Here is a 16,821-nt window from a genome sequence, read left to right on the forward strand (position 1 = left end):
GCCGTGCGGCTGCGTTACCTGGCCCTGCCGGTGATGCTGCTGGCTTTCCTCTTCGCGGCAATGGAATTCTGGCCGCGCATCCCGGTGGAGCCGGTCGAAAAGCTGGCGCCACGCAACGACGGGGCGCCACTGGGTTCAGCCCGGCCAAGGATCTTGCCGCCATCTCCGGGTTCCGGCAAGACCGGCGTTGCGCCCACCGGATACGATCGTGTCGAGCCGCGCGCGCCGCTGAGCCCGCTGGCCGCGCCGGCAACGCCTGCCCCGCCACCCGATCCCGCCGACAGGTCGGCCTGGAAGGACCGGCTTCTGCACAAGCCCGTGGTGCTTGAAACCAACCTGCTGGAGGCCGATGGCCAGCGCCTGCGCCTCGATGGCATAACCACCCTGCCGCTCGATGCCACCTGCCGCGATGACGAGGCACGGGACCGGCCTTGCGGCATGATGGCCAGAACCGCGCTGCGCCGCTGGATCCGCCTCCGGGCCATATCCTGCCGCGCACCCGAAAAGCCACATCCCGCAGTGATCGCCACATCCTGCACGCTGGGCGGGGAGGATGTCGCCGCATGGCTGGCCCGCCAGGGCTGGGTGACGCGGGCGGATGCCCCGGCGCTTGAGGCAAGCCTTCAGGATGCCAGGCGCGAAGGCAGGGGGCTTTATGCCTATCGCGCGATCAATCCGCCCGCCCCGCCTTCACAAGAGCCGCGATGAGGCCCATATGCGTGGCACGAGACTGCAAGCATCCCCGCACAGGAGCCACCATGGCCAAGCCCGTCACCATTACCGTTTCCCATGAACTGGGCCGCGAAAAGGCGCTGGAACGGGTGCGCAACCGTTTCGACAAGGTCGAGGAGGCCATCGGCATGGGTGTTCGTCTCGACAAGGAATGGCGCGACGAGCAATTGCATTTCACCGCCGGCGCCTTTGGCCAGACGGTGACCGGCACGGTCGATGTCACCGAGACGGACATGACGATCCAGCTCATGCTGCCGGCCTTGCTGGCCGGCATGGCCGGCAAGCTCTCCGATACGCTCGGAAAGCAGAGCCGTCTCCTGCTGACGAAGGAATAGGACCGCCGTCAGGCCAGTTCGCCGTTGAGCGCCTTGCGAATGAGGGCGCGCATCTCCGCGATGCCGTAAAGCGCGGTGAACGAGCCGAAGCGCGGTCCGCGTTCTTGCCCCAGCAGGACCTCATAGATCATCTGGAAGAAGGCGACAGAGACGCCAGGCCCGCCATCCGGACTGGTCTTCTTGTGATCCTGGTAGCGTTCGATGCCGCGGGCAACGTCCAGCGCCGCATCCTGGATTGCCGCGCCATCGGCGTCCGCCGGCAATGTTCCGAGCGAGGCTTCCAGCGTCTCCAGCGCGGCGCGTTCCACCGCGTCAGGAGAGCGGAAGGTCTTCGCCGGCAGCACGAAATCGTCGAAATAGCGGATAGCATAGCCCACCAGCTCGTCGAGCTTGGGATGCGTCTGCGCTGTCACGCCCGGCGCGTAGCGCGAGATGAAGCCCCACAGCACGTCCTTGTCATGGGCGTTGGAGGCGCTGACGAGGTTGAGCAGCATGGCGAAGCTGACCGGCATGTCGCCGGCCGGCGGATTGCCGCCATGGATATGCCAGACGGGATTGGCCAGCCGGTTGGCCTCGTCCTGGCGCTCATAGGCCGACAGGAACGTGAAATATTCGTCGACCGCGCGCGGAATGACGTCGAAATAGAGCCGCTTTGCCGTGCGCGGCTTCTGGAACATGTAGAGGGCCAGGCTTTCGGTGGGCGCATAGGCCAGCCATTCGTCGATGGTCAGGCCATTGCCTTTCGACTTGGAAATCTTCTCGCCCTTGTCGTCGAGAAAGAGTTCGTAGACGAAATGCTCCGGCGGACGCCCGCCAAGTGCCTTGCAGATGGCATCGTAGACCATCATGTTGGGGCCGTGGTCCTTGCCGAACATTTCGAAATCGACCCCCAGCGCTGCCCATCGCGCGCCGAAATCCGGCTTCCACTGCAATTTCACCTGGCCGCCGGTGACGCGCTGGGTGATTTCCTCGCCATCCTCGTCGAGATAGGTGATGGTGCCGTTGGCCGCATCCACCGCCTTCATCGGCACATAGAGCACGCGCCCCGTCTTGGGCGAGATCGGCAGGAAGGGCGAATAGGTCGCCCGCCGTTCCTCGCCAAGCGTGGGCAGCATGATGTCCATGATGGCGTCATAGCGCTCGGCGACGCGCAGCAGGATGTCGTCGAACCGGCCGGACTTGTAGTAGTCGGTTGCGCTGGCGAACTCGTAGTCGAAGCCGAACGTGTCGAGAAAGCGCCGCAGCATGGCATTGTTGTGATGGCCGAAACTGGGATGCTCGCCGCCAAACGGATTGGGAACCACGGTCAGCGGCATGTGCAGATAGGGCTCCAGCGCCTTGCGGTCCGGCACGTTTTCCGGGATCTTGCGCATGCCGTCCATGTCGTCGGAAAAGCATAGCAGGCGTGTCGACACCGTGTCGCCGGTCAGCACGCGAAAGGCATTGCGCACCATCGTCGTGCGCGCCACTTCGCCGAATGTGCCGATATGCGGCAGGCCGGAGGGGCCATAGCCGGTCTCGAACAGGACCTCGGCCGGGTAGCCCGTCTTCTCGTACCGTTTGATGATCTTGCGCGCTTCCTCGAAGGGCCAGGCCTTGCTTGTCTGGGCAGCCGTTGTGAGGGCCTGGGTGAGGCCGGGCGAGAGGGGCGTTGACGCGGTCATGGGACGGGGGCGCTCCGGTTGCGCTGCGTTGCTTCATATCAGGATGCGCGGACCCTGATATTGAAGTGGCGGGCAGGGGTCAATCGGCGGCTCCGGAATTTGCTTGCGTCTGCCCTTTGCAAATCCTACCTATGCGGCGATTTGAATTGATCAGGAGTTGAAGATGAGCCTGCTCGCGACACAGGATGCACTGGTCTATGTCATGGTGGTCATGTCGGCGGTGGACCGCTCCATGTCGGATGACGAGATGAAGCGGATCGGCAATCTCATCGAAACGCTGCCGGTGTTCCGGGGCTACGGCGAAGACCGGCTTATCTCGGCAACGCGCGTCTGCCGGGAACTGTTGCAGTCCGACGACGGGCTCGACCGCATCTTCGACATCGTTTCGGAATCCGTGCCGCACCGCCTGCGCGACACCGCCTATGCCATGGCCGTCGAGGTGGCCGCCGCCGACCTGCATGTCGAGCAGGAGGAACTGCGCTTCCTGCAGATGCTGCGCGACCGCCTCGGTCTCGACAAGCTGACCGTGGCGGCCATCGAGCGCGGCGCACAGGCACGCTTTCGCACCGTGGAGTGACCGGAAGGCCGTTCCACCGGCCAATTCACCTCAACGTGACTTGCCCGTGTGCGCCGGATTTTCCAAAGCAGCAGGCACCGGACATCGAGGGTGAAACATCATGCTTCTGTCGCTTCCCGAGCCCGTCATCCGTTTCGGCGCCTTCGCATCCGTGTTTGCGGTCATGGCGCTGTTCGAGCTCTGGTCGCCGCGTCTGGCGCGTCCGGAAATGGTCGGTGCCTGGAAGGGCCGGCGCTGGTTTGCCAACCTGTCCATGGCCGTTTTGTCCACCCTGGTCCTGCGGCTTGTCTTTCCCGCTGCCGCCGTCGGCACCGCGCTCTGGACGCAGGCGCAGGGCTGGGGCCTGTTTCCCGCCCTCGGTCTGTCGCCGCTTGTCGCCGGCATCCTGGCCTTCCTGATGCTTGATTTCGCCGTTTGGCTGGAGCATTGGGCAAGCCACAAGATCCCGCTTCTTTGGCGCATCCACCGCATGCACCATGCCGACAACGGCTTCGACCTGACCACGGCGCTGCGGTTTCATCCGGCGGAAATCCTGCTTTCCATGGTCTGGAAGGCTGCCATCGTCGTGCTGCTGGGCCCGCCCGTCGTCGCCGTCCTGGTCTTCGAGATCGTGCTCAATGCCACGGCCATGTTCAATCATGCCAATGCCCGGTTGCCGCTGAAACTCGACCGTGTGATGCGGCTTTTTCTCGTCACGCCGGACATGCACCGCGTGCATCATTCGTCCTGGCAGCCGGAAACCGATTCCAACTACGGTTTCAACCTGCCGGTATGGGACCGTCTGTTCGGCACCTACCGGGATCAGCCGCGGGCGGGCCATGACGGGATGACCATCGGCCTTGACGACTATCGCGGGCCGGCCACGGCGAGCCTGCCATGGGCGCTCATGCTGCCGTTCCGCCGGTCGGGCTATCGCGTCGGCCTGCCCGAGGCTCAGAAAAAGCCGACAGGGAAATAGCGTAGATACAATTCGTTCAGGACGCCCTTGGCGGAGAGCTGTTTCAGGGCTTGCTCCAGCGCGGGCGCCAGCTTGTCCTGACGCGCATCCACCGCGATGCGGTGACCCGTGCCCAGCAGGTCGGGCGCATAATAGGCACCGCCGGAAAACATGCAGCATGCCTGTGCGCCGGTGCCACCAAGCCAGAACGACAGGCGCATGCCGTCGGAAAACACCGCGTCGGTCTTGCCGTCCCTGAGGTCCTGGGTCATCCAGGCCTCGCGCGAATAGACGACCGGTTGCGCGTCGGGAAACCAGGCCCGCAACATTTGCTCATGTGCCGAGCCGGACAGGACACCGACGCGTTTGCCGGCGAGCGTGGCGGCCAGCGGTTCTTCCAGCGCGGCCTCGCGCCGGGTCGCGAAGCGGGCGGGCAGCGGGAAATAGGCGCGTGTGAGGGCAATACCCTCCATCGTGTCGTCGGCGGGCAGGCCGCTGAGCACGGCATCGCCCTGGCCGGATCGCAGCGCACCGGGCAATTCGCCCCAGGGAAGGCCCTGGATCTGGCATTTGTCCAGCATGTCCATCTCGCGGCACAAGGCATGTGCGAGATCGACATGAAAGCCGGTCAGCCGGCCGTTTCCGTCAAGGAAACTGAAAGGCGGAAAATCAACCATGACGAGAAACCGGAGGCGGCTGGTCTCGCCAAGGGTGACGGCCGGAAGCCTTTCGCGGCTGTCCCAGAGTGCCGGGAATCCGTTCGCGCGTGCACTGGTCTGTGCAGGCAATGACAGGGCCAGTGCCAGCGCGATGGCCTGCCACGCCCGTGGCGATGTCTTCTGTTGCAAGAAAAGAATCCTCCGGTCGCGCAATGCTTCTGGCAAGCATAGGGCTTGCGTCTGGCCCGGATCAATAGCAGGCGCCGGCGGGTGAGGCGACCGCTTCCGGACACGTTCGCGTGACGCAACCGTGGATTTATGGAAAGTTAAGACGCACCCTGTTTAAATGGTTGTGTGTGCTGTGCGAATAAAATGTCAGGGGGCGAAATGGATGGGTAGCAGGCTGTTTGACGATACGCTGAACCATATCGGCTGGATCGACAAGGCGGGCAATGCTCAGGAAGTCTGCGACCGGTTGCTGGGAATTACGGCGCGTTTCGGGCTGGATCGCATGATCGTCGGGACGCAGGCCGCGCTGAACGAGACCGCGCGCAGCGAGAACGCGGATATCCTGCAAAGCGGATGGCCGGAGTCCTGGGTCGAGCGCTATCTGAACCGCGACTATGCCCGCATCAGCCTCGTCGTGCGCTACGCAAAGCGGACCATGCGGCCGTTCGACTGGAACGAGGCAACCGAAGCCGCCGGCAGGCGCCATCCCGGCAACGCCGTGATGGAGGAAATCTCGCAATTCGGCATCCGGAGGGGAATCTCGGTCCCTTCGATCACCTCGCAAGGCTTGCCGGCCCTGCTTTCGCTCGGCGGCGAGGCGATGGAACTGGCCGAAAGGGAATTCAGCATGGTTTCGCTGATCTCGACCTATGCCATGGAAAAGGCGATCCGTCTGGCCCAGGGAAGTCGTGTCGGGCGCTTCGCCCGTTTGACGCAACGCGAGGCGGAGTGCATTCGCTGGGCAGCGGAAGGCAAGAGCGAATGGGAAATCTCACGCATCCTCGGCATCTCCGAGCATACATCCGAGAAGCACCTGCTCAGTGCGAAGACGAAGCTCGGTGCCGTCAACCGGACCCAGGCGGTCGCCATGGCCATCCGTGAAGGCTATATTACGTGATCGCACCATTTCGACAGCTCTGCGGAGCATTAGGTTAGGCTCGCAACATGGGGTGGTGGGCTTGCGAGACAATCCGGTGAATGAAGCAAGGTTCGACAAGCGGCAGTCCGGCTTTGAACAGGCGGCGCCCGGCGGCGAAGAAGCGTCTGGCCGGGAGCCAGGCCGTGACGGCGCTTTCAGCCGGTCGCAGGAAGGCGTGGTGCAGGATCCGTCACCTTCCGGCAGACACGGCATCCGCAAGCGCGATATCCTGCGCAAGCTGGCGCGTTTTCTTTCCCCTTCCATCTGACCGCTGCCATGCGGCTCGCCGATACCGGCCCCGGGGAGGCAGCCAGGCTGCATCCGGAGTCGGTTCGCCTTGTCGGCATATTCAGCCGTGCGGGCATAGCCCCGCGTGACACGGTCGCGCTCATGCATCGCGCGGCGCGCAATGGAACGACCATCCAGCGTGAATTTCTGGCCTCGCCGAGTGTCGATGATGTGCGCTATTTTCATGCCATGGCCAGCGAACTCGGCCTTGCCTTCACCGACCATGTCGAACCGGATCGCCTGATCCACGTGTCCGGCGGCCCGGCCGCGCTCTCGCGCCCGCCGCATGAAGGCACGGCGTATTACAGGGGCGAAGGCGGTGCGGTCGAGACCCTGGTATCACCCGACATCTCCGATCTGCCCACCCTGCAGGCACTCAGGCAGGCCGGCGCCGAGCGGTTCTCATCCCTGACCGTGGTCGCCCCCGGCCGCCTTCGTGAGGCGCTCTTGAAGCGCTACGCCGGCGCGCTGCGCAGGCGGAGCACAGGCCGGCTGTTCGCGGCCCGGCCGGACCTGTCCGCGCGGCTGGTCTCCAACACCTGGCAAAGCTTTGCGGCAGGCTTGCTCGCCGGCGGATTGCCGGCCGGTTTCCTGCTGGCGCCGCAGGCCACATTGTCCCTCGTTCACGCCCTTTCCAGTCTTTTCTTCCTTTCATGCCTCGTCCTGCGCGCTCTGGCGATCGGGACGGCCCGCACACGCCGTCCCGCGCCGCTGATGCCTGTCGATCCGGCACTGCTCCCGACCTACAGCGTTCTCGTCGCCGCCTACCGGGAAGCGGCGGTTGTCGGTGAATTGCTGGTCAATCTGAACCAGTTGCGCTGGCCTCGGTCCAAGCTGGATATCAAGATCATATGCGAGGCCGGGGACGAGGAAACGCTTGCCGCGATCCACGCGCACCCGCTTGCCGGAACCGTCGAGGTGATCGTGGTGCCGCCCGGCGGCCCGCGAACGAAGCCCAACGCCCTGGCCTATGCCCTCGGTGTGACCCATGGCGAATTTCTCGTCCTGTACGATGCAGAAGACCGGCCGCATCCCGAACAATTGCTGGAAGCCTGGCAGGCATTCCAGGCGGCGAAGCCGGATGTCGCCTGTGTTCAGGCGCCCCTCTTCGTGCGCAATGGCTCGGCCAACTGGCTGACATCCATGTTTGCACTGGAATATGCGGCCTTGTTCCGCGGGCTTCTGCCCTGGCTTGCCCGGCGCGGGCATTTCCTGCCCCTGGGCGGGACATCAAACCACTTCCGCCGGTCCGTCCTCGACGAGGTCATGGGCTGGGACCCCTACAATGTGACCGAGGATGCGGATCTGGGCGTGCGGCTGGTGCGTTCCGGCTATCGCGCGACCATGATCGAACGGCCGACACTCGAGGACGCGCCCGGAAACCTCGGCGACTGGCGCGGCCAGCGCACCCGCTGGCTGAAGGGCTGGATGCAGTGCTGGCTGGTCCACATGCGCCATCCGCTCCGGCTGGCCCGCGAATGCGGCATGGCCGATTTCCTCATCGTGCAGGTTTTCCTGCTGGGCATCGTGTTTTGCGCGCTGGTTCATCCGGTGATCTATGGCACGGTCCTGCTTCATCTGGCTGGCATCCTCGACATGCCGGCAAGCCCGGCCCTCGGGCTTTGGTATCTCGACATGGGAATCATGCTGTCGGCCTATGCCGTCCATTTCTTCCTGGGGTGCAAGGCCATGTCGCCACCGGAACGCAAGCGCCTGTCCTGGCACTGTCTATGCCTGCCGCTCTACTGGCTCATGCAGTCATGGGCCGCCTGGTGCGCATTGCATGAACTGGTTCGCGCGCCCCACTACTGGGCCAAGACCCCGCACCGCCCGGCTTCGGTCAGGCCTTTCCCCGTTTTTCGAGGAATGCCGCGCCGGACATGATGACCGCCTCGTCCGGTTCACCGAGCCGCGCTTCGTCGCGTTCCGGGAAATCGATCGCACGCAGGACGTGGCGTATGATCTCGATCCGGGCGCGCCGTTTGTCATTCGCCCGCACCACGGTCCAAGGGGCATGTCCGGTATCGGTCTTTTCCAGCATGGCGTCGCGATGCTGCGTATAGGCATCCCACTTGGTGATGCCGGCAATGTCGATGGGCGAGAACTTCCAGTATTTCAGCCGGCTGTGGACCCGGTCGTGAAACCGCTTGAGTTGCGTCTCCTGGCCGATGTTGAGCCAGAACTTGAACAGATGAATGCCCTCCTCCGAGATCATGCGCTCGAAATCGGGCACGTCATCGAGGAATTTCAGATACTCCGTGGTCGTGCAAAAACCCATGACCGGTTCGACGACGGCGCGATTGTACCAGGACCGGTCGAAGGTGACGATCTCGCCCGCCGTGGGGAAATGCACCACGTAGCGCTGGAAATACCATTGCTGGCGTTCGGTCTCCGTGGGTTTGGAAAGGGCGACATTGCGTGTGTGGCGCGGGTTGAGAAACTGGCGGAAGGCCGAGATGGAGCCGCCCTTGCCGGCCGCGTCGCGCCCCTCGAAAAGCAGCATCACGCGGTGGCCCGATGTCTGCAGCCAGGCCTGCATCTTGACCAGTTCCTCCTGCAGCGCCTCCAGGGTCTTGTCGTAGACCTTCCGGTCAAGCTTGTCCTCATGGGGATAGCCGCCGGCGGTCATCACATTGTCTTTCACCCAATCCGGCAGCTCCGGGTCGCCGATGTCGAACACGCGTTGATGGCCGTCCACCTCGATTGAAACCGGTTTCAGTTCCGTGCCGCCAATATGGCTGAGACGCTTTCCCATTGTCATCAAACCTTCATTCAAACAAAACAAGGAAGCTGATCTTTGCCCCAAACGGTTCGCGATGGAAACCGGGGCCGGGCAGGCGGCGCCATTGGCTGCGGCCGGAAAGGAAATCATGCGACGACTTGCCGATCCCTGGCGTGCCACGGTCTTTCTGCTTCTTGCCGGCCTTGTTTCATTCTGGCTGAGTGCCACGCGCCCGGGCTATGCGGCCGCCGGTATGCTGCTCGTGATCCTTGTCGCCATTTACCAGATCCTGCGGTTGTCGGCGGAAAGGCGCGAAACGAAGGCACCGCCAGTGGTGCTCGAACCTGCCGGCGATGACGAAGTGCGCCGTTTCGCCGATGCGATGCCCGATCCGCTTGTCGTTTTCGGCCGAAATGCCGAAGTGGTCTTCGCGAACCAGGCGGCCCGTGAGGTTTTCGGTGAATTCCGGCGCGGGGCGTCCTTCCGGCTGCGCTTCCGCACCGCTGAGATGATGGATCTTGTCGATCATGTCTTGAAGGACGGCAAGCCGCGCGCCACCGACTATTCCGAGCGTTCGCCGCTGGAGCGCCGCTTCCGTGTCACCGCAAGCCCGCTTGCCGGCACGCCCGGCCATTTCCTGGCCACCTTTTCCGACCGGACGGAAGTCTGGCGCATGGAGCGCATGCGCTCCGATTTCATCGCCAATGCAAGCCATGAGCTGCGCACGCCCCTTGCCTCGGTGTCCGGCTTCATCGAGACGTTGCGCGGTCCGGCAAGGGACGATGCGAAGGCACGCGAGCGGTTCCTTGGCATCATGCAGAGCCAGACCGACCGCATGGCACGCCTGATCGACGACTTGCTGTCATTGTCGCGTCTTGAAATGAAGCCAGTCTTGCGCAGTCGGCAACCGGTCGATCTCGCATCCCTCGTGGAGCGCCTGATCGGCTCGCTGTCGCATCTGGCGGGCGAAAGCGGTGTGGAGATCAGCAGCCGGTGGGACGCGGCCCCACGCATGGTCTCCGGCGAGGAGGATGAATTGTTTCAGGTTTTTGAAAACCTGCTGGCCAATGCCTGCAAATATGGCGGCAGCGGCGGCCGTGTCGATGTGACCGCATCGCCTGCCAGCATGGACGGAAAGCCCGCCGTCGCGGTCGCCATCCGCGATTACGGCAAGGGAATTGCCAGGGAGCATCTTCCGCGGATCACCGAGCGCTTCTACCGCGTTGACGCCGACGAGAGCCGGCTGCGCAAGGGCACTGGCCTCGGGCTCGCCATCGTCAAGCACATCGTGGCCCGTCACAGCGGCCAGTTGCGCATTGAATCGGAACCGGGCCAGGGATCGACCTTCACCGTAGTGCTCCCGCTGGCCTGATCCCCTGCCGCCGGCCTGTCTGTTTGCCATGCATGCATTTTATAGCAGGCGGCAGGAAACAGGTATCGCACGACAAGTCCGGCAAAACATGTTAGCCGGTTATTCAAATGGAGCGAGTTTCGCGACGAAAGCATCCATGGGAGGAAACAGGTTTTCAAATGCCGGAATCAAATCACACGGTACGCGGCTTCGATGCCGATCTTCATGCCCTGTCCGACAAGATCGCCCAGATGGGCGGAATGGCGGAATCGATTGTCTTCGACGCGGTTTCGGCACTGGTGCGGGCCGACGAAAGCTTTGGCGACGAGGTGCGCGACCGCGACATGGTTCTGGACCGGTTGCAGCGCGAGATAGACGACAAGGCCGTGGCCATCATCGCGCGCCGCCAGCCGATGGCGCAGGACCTGCGCGAGGTTGTCGGCGCCATGCGCATTGCCGCCGACCTTGAGCGGGTGGGCGATCTCGGCAAGAGCATTGCCAAGCGCGTTGCCGTCATCACCCGCGACACGCAGCCGCGCAGCTTCTACCGGGGACTGGAGGCGCTGGCGGAACTGGCGCTTGGCCAGCTCAAGGATGTTCTGGACGCCTATGCCACGCGCTCCGTCGACCGCATCCCGGCCATGCGCGACCGGGACGAGGAAATCGACAGCATGTACACCTCGCTTTTTCGCGAGTTGCTGACCTACATGATGGAGGATCCGCGCAACATCTCTGCCTGCACCCATCTGCTCTTCTGCGCCAAGAACATCGAGCGCATCGGCGATCATGCGACCAATGTGGCCGAGACGGTCTATTTCATCGCCACCGGCCGTCAGCTCGAAGCGGACCGGCCGAAGGATGATGACAGTCACACGGTCGCTTTCAAGTCCTGAAATCGCGGCCTTGAAGGCCGTGGATGCATTCAGGCTGTCTGCCGGCGGGGCAACAAGTCGAACTGCCTCACCGCCATGTCGGGCGAGACGGTTCCCGCCGGCGCGGTTTAGCGGTTGCGCCGCCGCTCGGAAGCAGGCTGGAAGGCCAGGCGCGCATGATAGGTGCAATAGGGTCCGCTCTCGCCGGAATCGTTGCCGCAGAAATGGAAATCCTCGGCCAGCGGATCGCCGATCGGCCACTTGCAGGTGCGTTCGGTCAGGTCGGTAAGCGCCAGTTTGCGCGAAATCGGCACGACCACTTCGAGGCTGCGCGGGGCGGGCACTTCCTCCGCGATCACATCGACATCGAAGTCGGCTTTCAGCGCGTTCGCCCCCGAGGTCATCGGCGTCGGCCGCGGCGCTGGATTTCCGGTCCGCTGTGCCGGTTTGGCCGGTGTGGCGGCCGCGGGGCGGCCGGTTTTCTTGGGCCGCTGCTGGCTGGCAGCCGGGCGGCCGCGCCCGGAGAGCTTGAGCCGGTGGACCTTGCCGATCACCGCGTTGCGGCTCACCCCGCCCAGCTGGGCGGCGATCTGGCTGGCGCTCAGGCCCTCCGCCCATAGTTTCTTGAGGAGTTCAACCCGCTCATCGGTCCAGTTCATGGTCATTGCTCCGGTCGCCGCATTTCATTGAATCCCCCGGCGTCCGCCCGGATGACCGGGCGCCCTGATACGCAACATGTAGGGTTCGCCGCACGAGATGTAGTCTTTGATTGGCTGAAAGCTACAATACCCGGTGACTCGGTGACAAGAGTCCGGCCTCGTGCCGTCCGACCTTTTCGCGGTTTTCCCCAAATTTGCTTCCGGGGTGAGTCCGAAATGCGACAGATCGTGCCGGGGCCCGTTTGCGGCGTTTGAAATACCCGCCGGAGCGGCATAGATTGACTTCATGCCGTAGAACGGGAATAGTGCCGCCGGCCGCCCGGAGAGGCGGCTTTTTTTGATTTTCCTTGCCCCGTCCGGGGCTCTCTCTGGAGATGGGACGGTATGTCTGGGTCCGCATTGTTTGATACCTATGCACGCATTCCGGTGTCGCCGGAACGCGGGGAGGGATCATGGCTCCATATGAGCGACGGCGACCGTTATCTGGACTTCTCCGGCGGCATCGCGGTCAACTCGCTTGGCCATTGCCATCCCCATCTCGTTGCCGCGCTCACCGAGCAGGCCGGCAAGCTGTGGCACACATCCAACCTTTTCGAGATTCCCGGCCAGCGCCGGCTCGCCGAGCGGCTTGCCGAGCATACCTTTGCCGACAAGGTGTTCTTCACCAATTCGGGCGCCGAGGCGCTGGAATGCGCGATCAAGACCGCGCGCCGCTACCATTTTCAGAAGGGCCAGCCGGAGCGGATCGACATCATCACCTTCGAGGGCGCCTTCCACGGGCGCACCCTGGCCACCATCGCCGCTGGCGGACAGGCGAAATACCTTGAGGGCTTCGGCCCGAAGGCGCCGGGCTTCATGCAGGTGCCCTTCGGCGACCGGGAAGCCCTGCTCGCAGCCATGGGCGAAACCACCGCTGCCATTCTCATCGAGCCGATCCAGGGCGAGGGCGGCATCCGGCCGGTATCGGGCGAGACGATGCGCGACCTGCGCGACCTGTGCGACAGGAGCGGCGCGCTGCTCATCCTCGACGAGGTGCAGAGCGGCGTCGGGCGCACCGGCCGTCTGTTCGCACATGAATGGTCGGGCGTGACGCCAGACATCATGGCCATCGCGAAAGGCATTGGCGGCGGGTTCCCCGTCGGCGCCTGCCTTGCAACGGAAGAGGCGGCCAGCGGCATGGCTGCCGGTACGCACGGCACCACCTTTGGCGGCAATCCGCTGGCCATGGCAGTGGCCAATGCCGTGCTCGACGTGGTTCTGGAAGACGGGTTCCTGGAGGAAGTGTCGCGCAAGGCGCTGCTCTTCAAGCAGGGTCTTGCCTCGGTCGTCGACGAATTTCCGGACGTGCTGGCACAGGTGCGCGGGTCGGGCCTCATGCTCGGCGTGAAATGCGTGATGCCCAATGCGACGGTCAATACCGCATTGCGGGCCGCCAGGCTTCTGGCCGTGCCGGCAGGCGACAACGTCCTTCGCTTCCTGCCGCCGCTCACCGCCTCCGACGACGAGATCCGCATCGCGGTCGAGCGGGTTCGCGAGGCCGCCGCCAGCCTGGCCACGCCATAGCCAATCACAAGAAACGGATGGAGCCCAGCCATGGCCGACACCATGCGCCATTTCCTCGACCTTTCCGCCGTCAGTCCATCGGAACTGCGCGGGATGCTCGACAGCGCCCGCCAGATCAAGGCAGCCACCAAGGCCGGTCAAGGTCCGCGTCCGCTGGAGGGCAAGGTGCTGGCCATGATCTTCGAGAAGCCGTCCACGCGCACCCGCGTTTCCTTCGATGTCGGCATGCGCCAGCTCGGCGGCGAGACGATCATGCTCACCGGTACCGAGATGCAGCTCGGCCGCTCCGAGACGATCGCGGACACCGCGAAGGTTCTGTCGCGCTATGTCGATGCGATCATGATCCGCACCACAGAGCATGCCCGCCTGCTCGAACTGGCCGATGCGGCGACCGTTCCCGTCATCAACGGCCTGACCGATGACACGCATCCCTGCCAGATCATGGCCGACCTGCTGACCTTCGAGGAGCATCGCGGGCCGGTTGCCGGAAAGCGTTTCGCCTGGACCGGTGATGGCAACAATGTTCTCCATTCGCTCATGGAGGCGTCAGCCCGCTTCCGGTTCGAACTGGCCATCGCGCATCCGGAAGGCAGCGAGCCCTCGCCGGCATTCGTCGACTGGGCCCGCGCAAATGGCGGCACCATCACGCTGACCCCCGACCCGGTGGAAGCCGTGACCGGCGCCGATTGCGTGGTCACCGACACCTGGGTTTCGATGGGGCAGGAGCACCGCGCCCGCGGGCATAACGTCTTTCTGCCCTACCAGGTCAACGCGGAACTGATGGCGCATGCGAAACCCGACGCCCTGTTCATGCATTGTCTTCCTGCCCATCGGGGCGAGGAAGTGACCGACGAGGTCATCGACGGACCGCATTCCGTGGTCTTCGACGAGGCTGAAAACCGGCTTCATGCGCAAAAGGCCATCATCAACTGGTGTTTCACAGCGGGGCGCTGACCGTGACTGACAGTGACAAGGAGCTTGGCGAGATCGGACACGCCGGCGACGATGCCGTCGTGCCGTTTCAGGTGTCGCCTCTGGATGTGCGCGGCCGCATTGTCCAGCTTGGCCCGGAACTGGATTCCATTCTCTCCCGCCACGCTTATCCGCCGGAGGTCAGCCTGCTTCTGGCCGAGGCGACGACGCTGGCGGTCCTGCTCGGCACATCGCTGAAGTTCAACGGCAAGTTCATCTTCCAGACCCAGTCCGACGGGCCGGTGGACATGCTGGTGGCCGACTTCACCACGCCGGACGGCGTACGCGCCTATGCCCGATATGACGAGGCGCGGCTCGCCGAGGCGGTGGAAACCGGCCGCACCGCGCCGGAGGATCTCCTTGGCAAGGGCATCCTGGCCCTGACCATCGACCAGGGCGTTCACATGCAGCGCTATCAGGGAATTGTCGAACTGGACGGGTCCAGCCTCGAAACGGTGGCGCAGAAATACTTCCGCCAGTCCGAGCAGATCCCCACCGCCGTACGCCTTTCGGCCGGCCGGCAAATCCTGCCCGGAAACCTCCAGCAATGGCGCGCCGGTGGCATCGTCGCCCAGTTCCTGCCCGATGCGCCGGAGCGCATGCGCATGCCCGACCTGCATGGCGGCGACGGCGACGATGGCAGCGCCCATGTCCCGGTGGACAATGCCTGGCGCGAAACGGAGGCGCTTCTTGCTACCATCGAGCCGACGGAACTCTGGGATCCGACCGTCGGCGCCGAGCGCCTGCTCTACCGTCTGTTCCATGAGCATGGCGCGACGGTCTATGAGCCGGCACCGGTCCATGACAAATGCTCCTGCACCCGCGAAAAGATCGGCGCGATCCTCGACGGCTTCACCGCCGAGGAGATCGACGAGAGCATCGAGGACGGCAGGATCCAGGTAACCTGTGAATTCTGTTCCACCAGCTACACGTTCGATCCGGCGGACCTGAAGAAGGAATGAACCGCCGGCAGGTCAGTTGACCATGCGAACGGTGCCGGGAATGTCCAGCGAGAATGCCGGAATGTCGACATCGAAGTGCCGGCCCTGGGCGTCGCTCATCGTGTAGCTGCCCTGCATGATGCCCGAAGGGGTGGGCAGAGGGCAGCCCGACGTGTATTCGAACTGGCTGCCCGGCGCGATCACCGGCTGTTCGCCCACCACGCCCGGCCCGCGTACCTCTTCCACCCGTCCATGGGCGTCAGTGATGCGCCAGTGCCGGAAGAGCAGCTTGACAGCGACATCGCCCTCATTGGCGATCAGAACCTGGTAGGCCCAGAAGAAGCGGTTTTCCTCGGGCTCGGATTCGTCATCGAGATAGATCGGCTCGACGCTGACTTCGATGTTTTCGGTACGTGCTCGATACATGGCAGGCTCCAATGCGCGATCATACACCCATGGCGCGCCCTGTCGTCAACGGGCTTGGCCCGGACAGTCAGGAACGGTGGTGCCGGAACGGGAAACCGAGAAATCCTCAACCTCAGAAAGAAGCTCAGGAAAAAACAACATATAGTTGTATTTGCGATGAAAACAAACACAGGTTGATCCATGGCGTCAAGTCGTTCGCAGTTCGGACGAGCAAGCCGTTCAACCATTGCTGAATAGAGGCGTTTCGGCCTATCGGGTGCGATCGGAGTTCTGTTGAAAAACCGGGTCTTGCCCGCCCGTCTTGAATCGCGACAGGATGAGCAACCGCCAAGGCGCGGTCATTTTCACGGGGGATAGCATGCTGGATGGCTGGGTGCGCAGGCGCATCGATCCGGGCCTCAGGGCCATGGCGCGCAAGCTGGCCGCCTGGGGCGTCAGTGCAAACATGGTGACCTGGTGCGGCTGGGCGATCGGCATGGCGGCGGCTGGCGCCATTGCAGGCGGATGGCTATGGACCGGGCTCGCCCTGCTGCTCGCCAGCCGGCTCGCCGACGGGCTTGACGGCGCCGTCGCCGCGATCCGCGGCAAGACCGGCTATGGCGGTTATCTCGACATCGTCCTGGATTTCATTTTCTACGGCGCCATCCCGCTGGCCTTCGCCATGCTCGACCCGCAAGCCAATGCATTGGCGGCCGCGGCGCTTCTCTTCACCTTCTATGCCAATGGCGCCAGTTTTCTGGCCTATGCGGTGCTGGCCGAGCGCCATGCCATGGAAACCACGGCCCGGGGCGAAAAGTCGCTCTATTTCACCACCGGCCTGGCGGAAGCCACCGAGACCATTGCCGTCTTCGTCGCCATGTGCCTGTTCCCGGCCTGGTTCGCCGTCATCGCGTGGTGTTTCGCCGCCGTGTGCCTCTACACGGCGGCCATGCGCATCCTGCTGGCCCGGCGCACATTCGCCGCGCGCCGCTGACCG

18 protein-coding genes are annotated in these 16,821 nt (G+C 63.9%); 13 read left to right on the top strand and 5 right to left on the bottom strand.

The genetic code is table 11. From position 1 onward, the window contains the following. Positions 1–3: 3 nt before the first annotated feature. The gene (locus R3D65_RS09395; protein WP_371274952.1) at positions 4–708 is read left to right on the top strand and encodes a thermonuclease family protein; all 705 of its coding nucleotides are present in this window, start codon (positions 4–6) and stop codon (positions 706–708) included. A 50-nt stretch (positions 709–758) separates the two neighbouring features. After that, positions 759–1,067, top strand: a complete 309-nt coding sequence (locus R3D65_RS09400) for a polyhydroxyalkanoic acid system family protein (RefSeq protein WP_371274953.1) — start codon at positions 759–761, stop codon at positions 1,065–1,067. Between the two features lie 8 nt (positions 1,068–1,075). Here R3D65_RS09400 and R3D65_RS09405 read toward each other — a convergent pair whose 3' ends face one another. Beyond that, positions 1,076–2,731, bottom strand: coding sequence for a lysine--tRNA ligase (locus tag R3D65_RS09405; RefSeq protein WP_371274954.1), 1,656 nt, complete (start codon positions 2,729–2,731; stop codon positions 1,076–1,078). A gap of 163 nt (positions 2,732–2,894) precedes the next feature. Between R3D65_RS09405 and R3D65_RS09410 the strand changes: the two genes are divergently transcribed. Continuing rightward, entirely contained in the window at positions 2,895–3,308 is a 414-nt protein-coding gene (locus R3D65_RS09410) for a tellurite resistance TerB family protein (protein ID WP_371274955.1), read from the top strand. A 97-nt stretch (positions 3,309–3,405) separates the two neighbouring features. Beyond that, positions 3,406–4,266, top strand: coding sequence for a sterol desaturase family protein (locus R3D65_RS09415; RefSeq protein WP_371275020.1), 861 nt, complete (start codon positions 3,406–3,408; stop codon positions 4,264–4,266). Here the strand turns inward: R3D65_RS09415 and R3D65_RS09420 are convergent. Continuing rightward, the gene (locus tag R3D65_RS09420; protein WP_371274956.1) at positions 4,242–5,093 is read right to left on the bottom strand and encodes a transporter substrate-binding domain-containing protein; all 852 of its coding nucleotides are present in this window, start codon (positions 5,091–5,093) and stop codon (positions 4,242–4,244) included. The two genes, R3D65_RS09415 and R3D65_RS09420, sit on opposite strands and share 25 nt — an antisense overlap. 202 nt (positions 5,094–5,295) lie before the next feature. Here R3D65_RS09420 and R3D65_RS09425 point away from each other — a divergent pair, with 202 nt between their 5' ends. From R3D65_RS09425 to R3D65_RS09435, 3 genes are all read left to right on the top strand, one after another. Then, complete coding sequence (locus R3D65_RS09425) at positions 5,296–6,030, top strand: LuxR family transcriptional regulator (RefSeq protein ID WP_371274957.1); 735 nt, start codon at positions 5,296–5,298, stop codon at positions 6,028–6,030. A gap of 76 nt (positions 6,031–6,106) precedes the next feature. Then, positions 6,107–6,319: a hypothetical protein gene (locus R3D65_RS09430; RefSeq protein ID WP_371274958.1), complete on the top strand. Its 213-nt coding sequence runs from the start codon at positions 6,107–6,109 to the stop codon at positions 6,317–6,319. 8 nt (positions 6,320–6,327) lie between these two features. Beyond that, the gene (locus R3D65_RS09435; protein WP_371274959.1) at positions 6,328–8,223 is read left to right on the top strand and encodes a glycosyltransferase; all 1,896 of its coding nucleotides are present in this window, start codon (positions 6,328–6,330) and stop codon (positions 8,221–8,223) included. Here R3D65_RS09435 and ppk2 read toward each other — a convergent pair. Beyond that, complete coding sequence (gene ppk2 / locus R3D65_RS09440; protein ID WP_371275021.1) at positions 8,180–9,115, bottom strand: polyphosphate kinase 2; 936 nt, start codon at positions 9,113–9,115, stop codon at positions 8,180–8,182. The genes R3D65_RS09435 and ppk2 overlap by 44 nt on opposite strands. Positions 9,116–9,209: 94 nt before the next feature. On the opposite strand from ppk2, the gene R3D65_RS09445 reads away from it, so the two are divergent. Next, positions 9,210–10,433 (top strand): ATP-binding protein, encoded by a 1,224-nt coding sequence (locus R3D65_RS09445; RefSeq protein WP_371274960.1) that lies wholly within the window; start codon positions 9,210–9,212, stop codon positions 10,431–10,433. 158 nt (positions 10,434–10,591) lie between these two features. After that, positions 10,592–11,305 carry a phosphate signaling complex protein PhoU gene (gene phoU / locus R3D65_RS09450; protein ID WP_371274961.1) on the top strand — a complete coding sequence of 238 codons (714 nt, stop codon included), beginning with the start codon at positions 10,592–10,594 and terminating at the stop codon, positions 11,303–11,305. Between the two features lie 107 nt (positions 11,306–11,412). Here phoU and R3D65_RS09455 read toward each other — a convergent pair whose 3' ends face one another. Further along, the gene (locus R3D65_RS09455) at positions 11,413–11,943 is read right to left on the bottom strand and encodes a GcrA family cell cycle regulator (RefSeq protein WP_371274962.1); all 531 of its coding nucleotides are present in this window, start codon (positions 11,941–11,943) and stop codon (positions 11,413–11,415) included. Between the two features lie 384 nt (positions 11,944–12,327). Here R3D65_RS09455 and R3D65_RS09460 point away from each other — a divergent pair, with 384 nt between their 5' ends. From R3D65_RS09460 to R3D65_RS09470, 3 genes are read left to right on the top strand one after another with little or no spacing between them, the layout of a single operon-like run. After that, positions 12,328–13,506, top strand: coding sequence for an aspartate aminotransferase family protein (locus R3D65_RS09460; RefSeq protein WP_371274963.1), 1,179 nt, complete (start codon positions 12,328–12,330; stop codon positions 13,504–13,506). 30 nt (positions 13,507–13,536) lie between these two features. Next, entirely contained in the window at positions 13,537–14,460 is a 924-nt protein-coding gene (argF, locus tag R3D65_RS09465) for an ornithine carbamoyltransferase (RefSeq protein ID WP_371274964.1), read from the top strand. 2 nt (positions 14,461–14,462) lie between these two features. Then, entirely contained in the window at positions 14,463–15,440 is a 978-nt protein-coding gene (locus R3D65_RS09470) for an Hsp33 family molecular chaperone (RefSeq protein WP_371274965.1), read from the top strand. A gap of 12 nt (positions 15,441–15,452) precedes the next feature. Here R3D65_RS09470 and apaG read toward each other — a convergent pair whose 3' ends face one another. Then, entirely contained in the window at positions 15,453–15,845 is a 393-nt protein-coding gene (gene apaG, locus R3D65_RS09475) for a Co2+/Mg2+ efflux protein ApaG (protein ID WP_371274966.1), read from the bottom strand. Between the two features lie 358 nt (positions 15,846–16,203). Between apaG and R3D65_RS09480 the strand changes: the two genes are divergently transcribed. Then, positions 16,204–16,818, top strand: coding sequence for a CDP-alcohol phosphatidyltransferase family protein (locus tag R3D65_RS09480; RefSeq protein ID WP_371275022.1), 615 nt, complete (start codon positions 16,204–16,206; stop codon positions 16,816–16,818). Positions 16,819–16,821 lie beyond the last annotated feature (3 nt).

The organism is Zhengella sp., assembly GCF_041397485.1.
In the GTDB taxonomy this organism is placed as follows: Bacteria; Pseudomonadota; Alphaproteobacteria; order Rhizobiales; family Rhizobiaceae; genus Zhengella.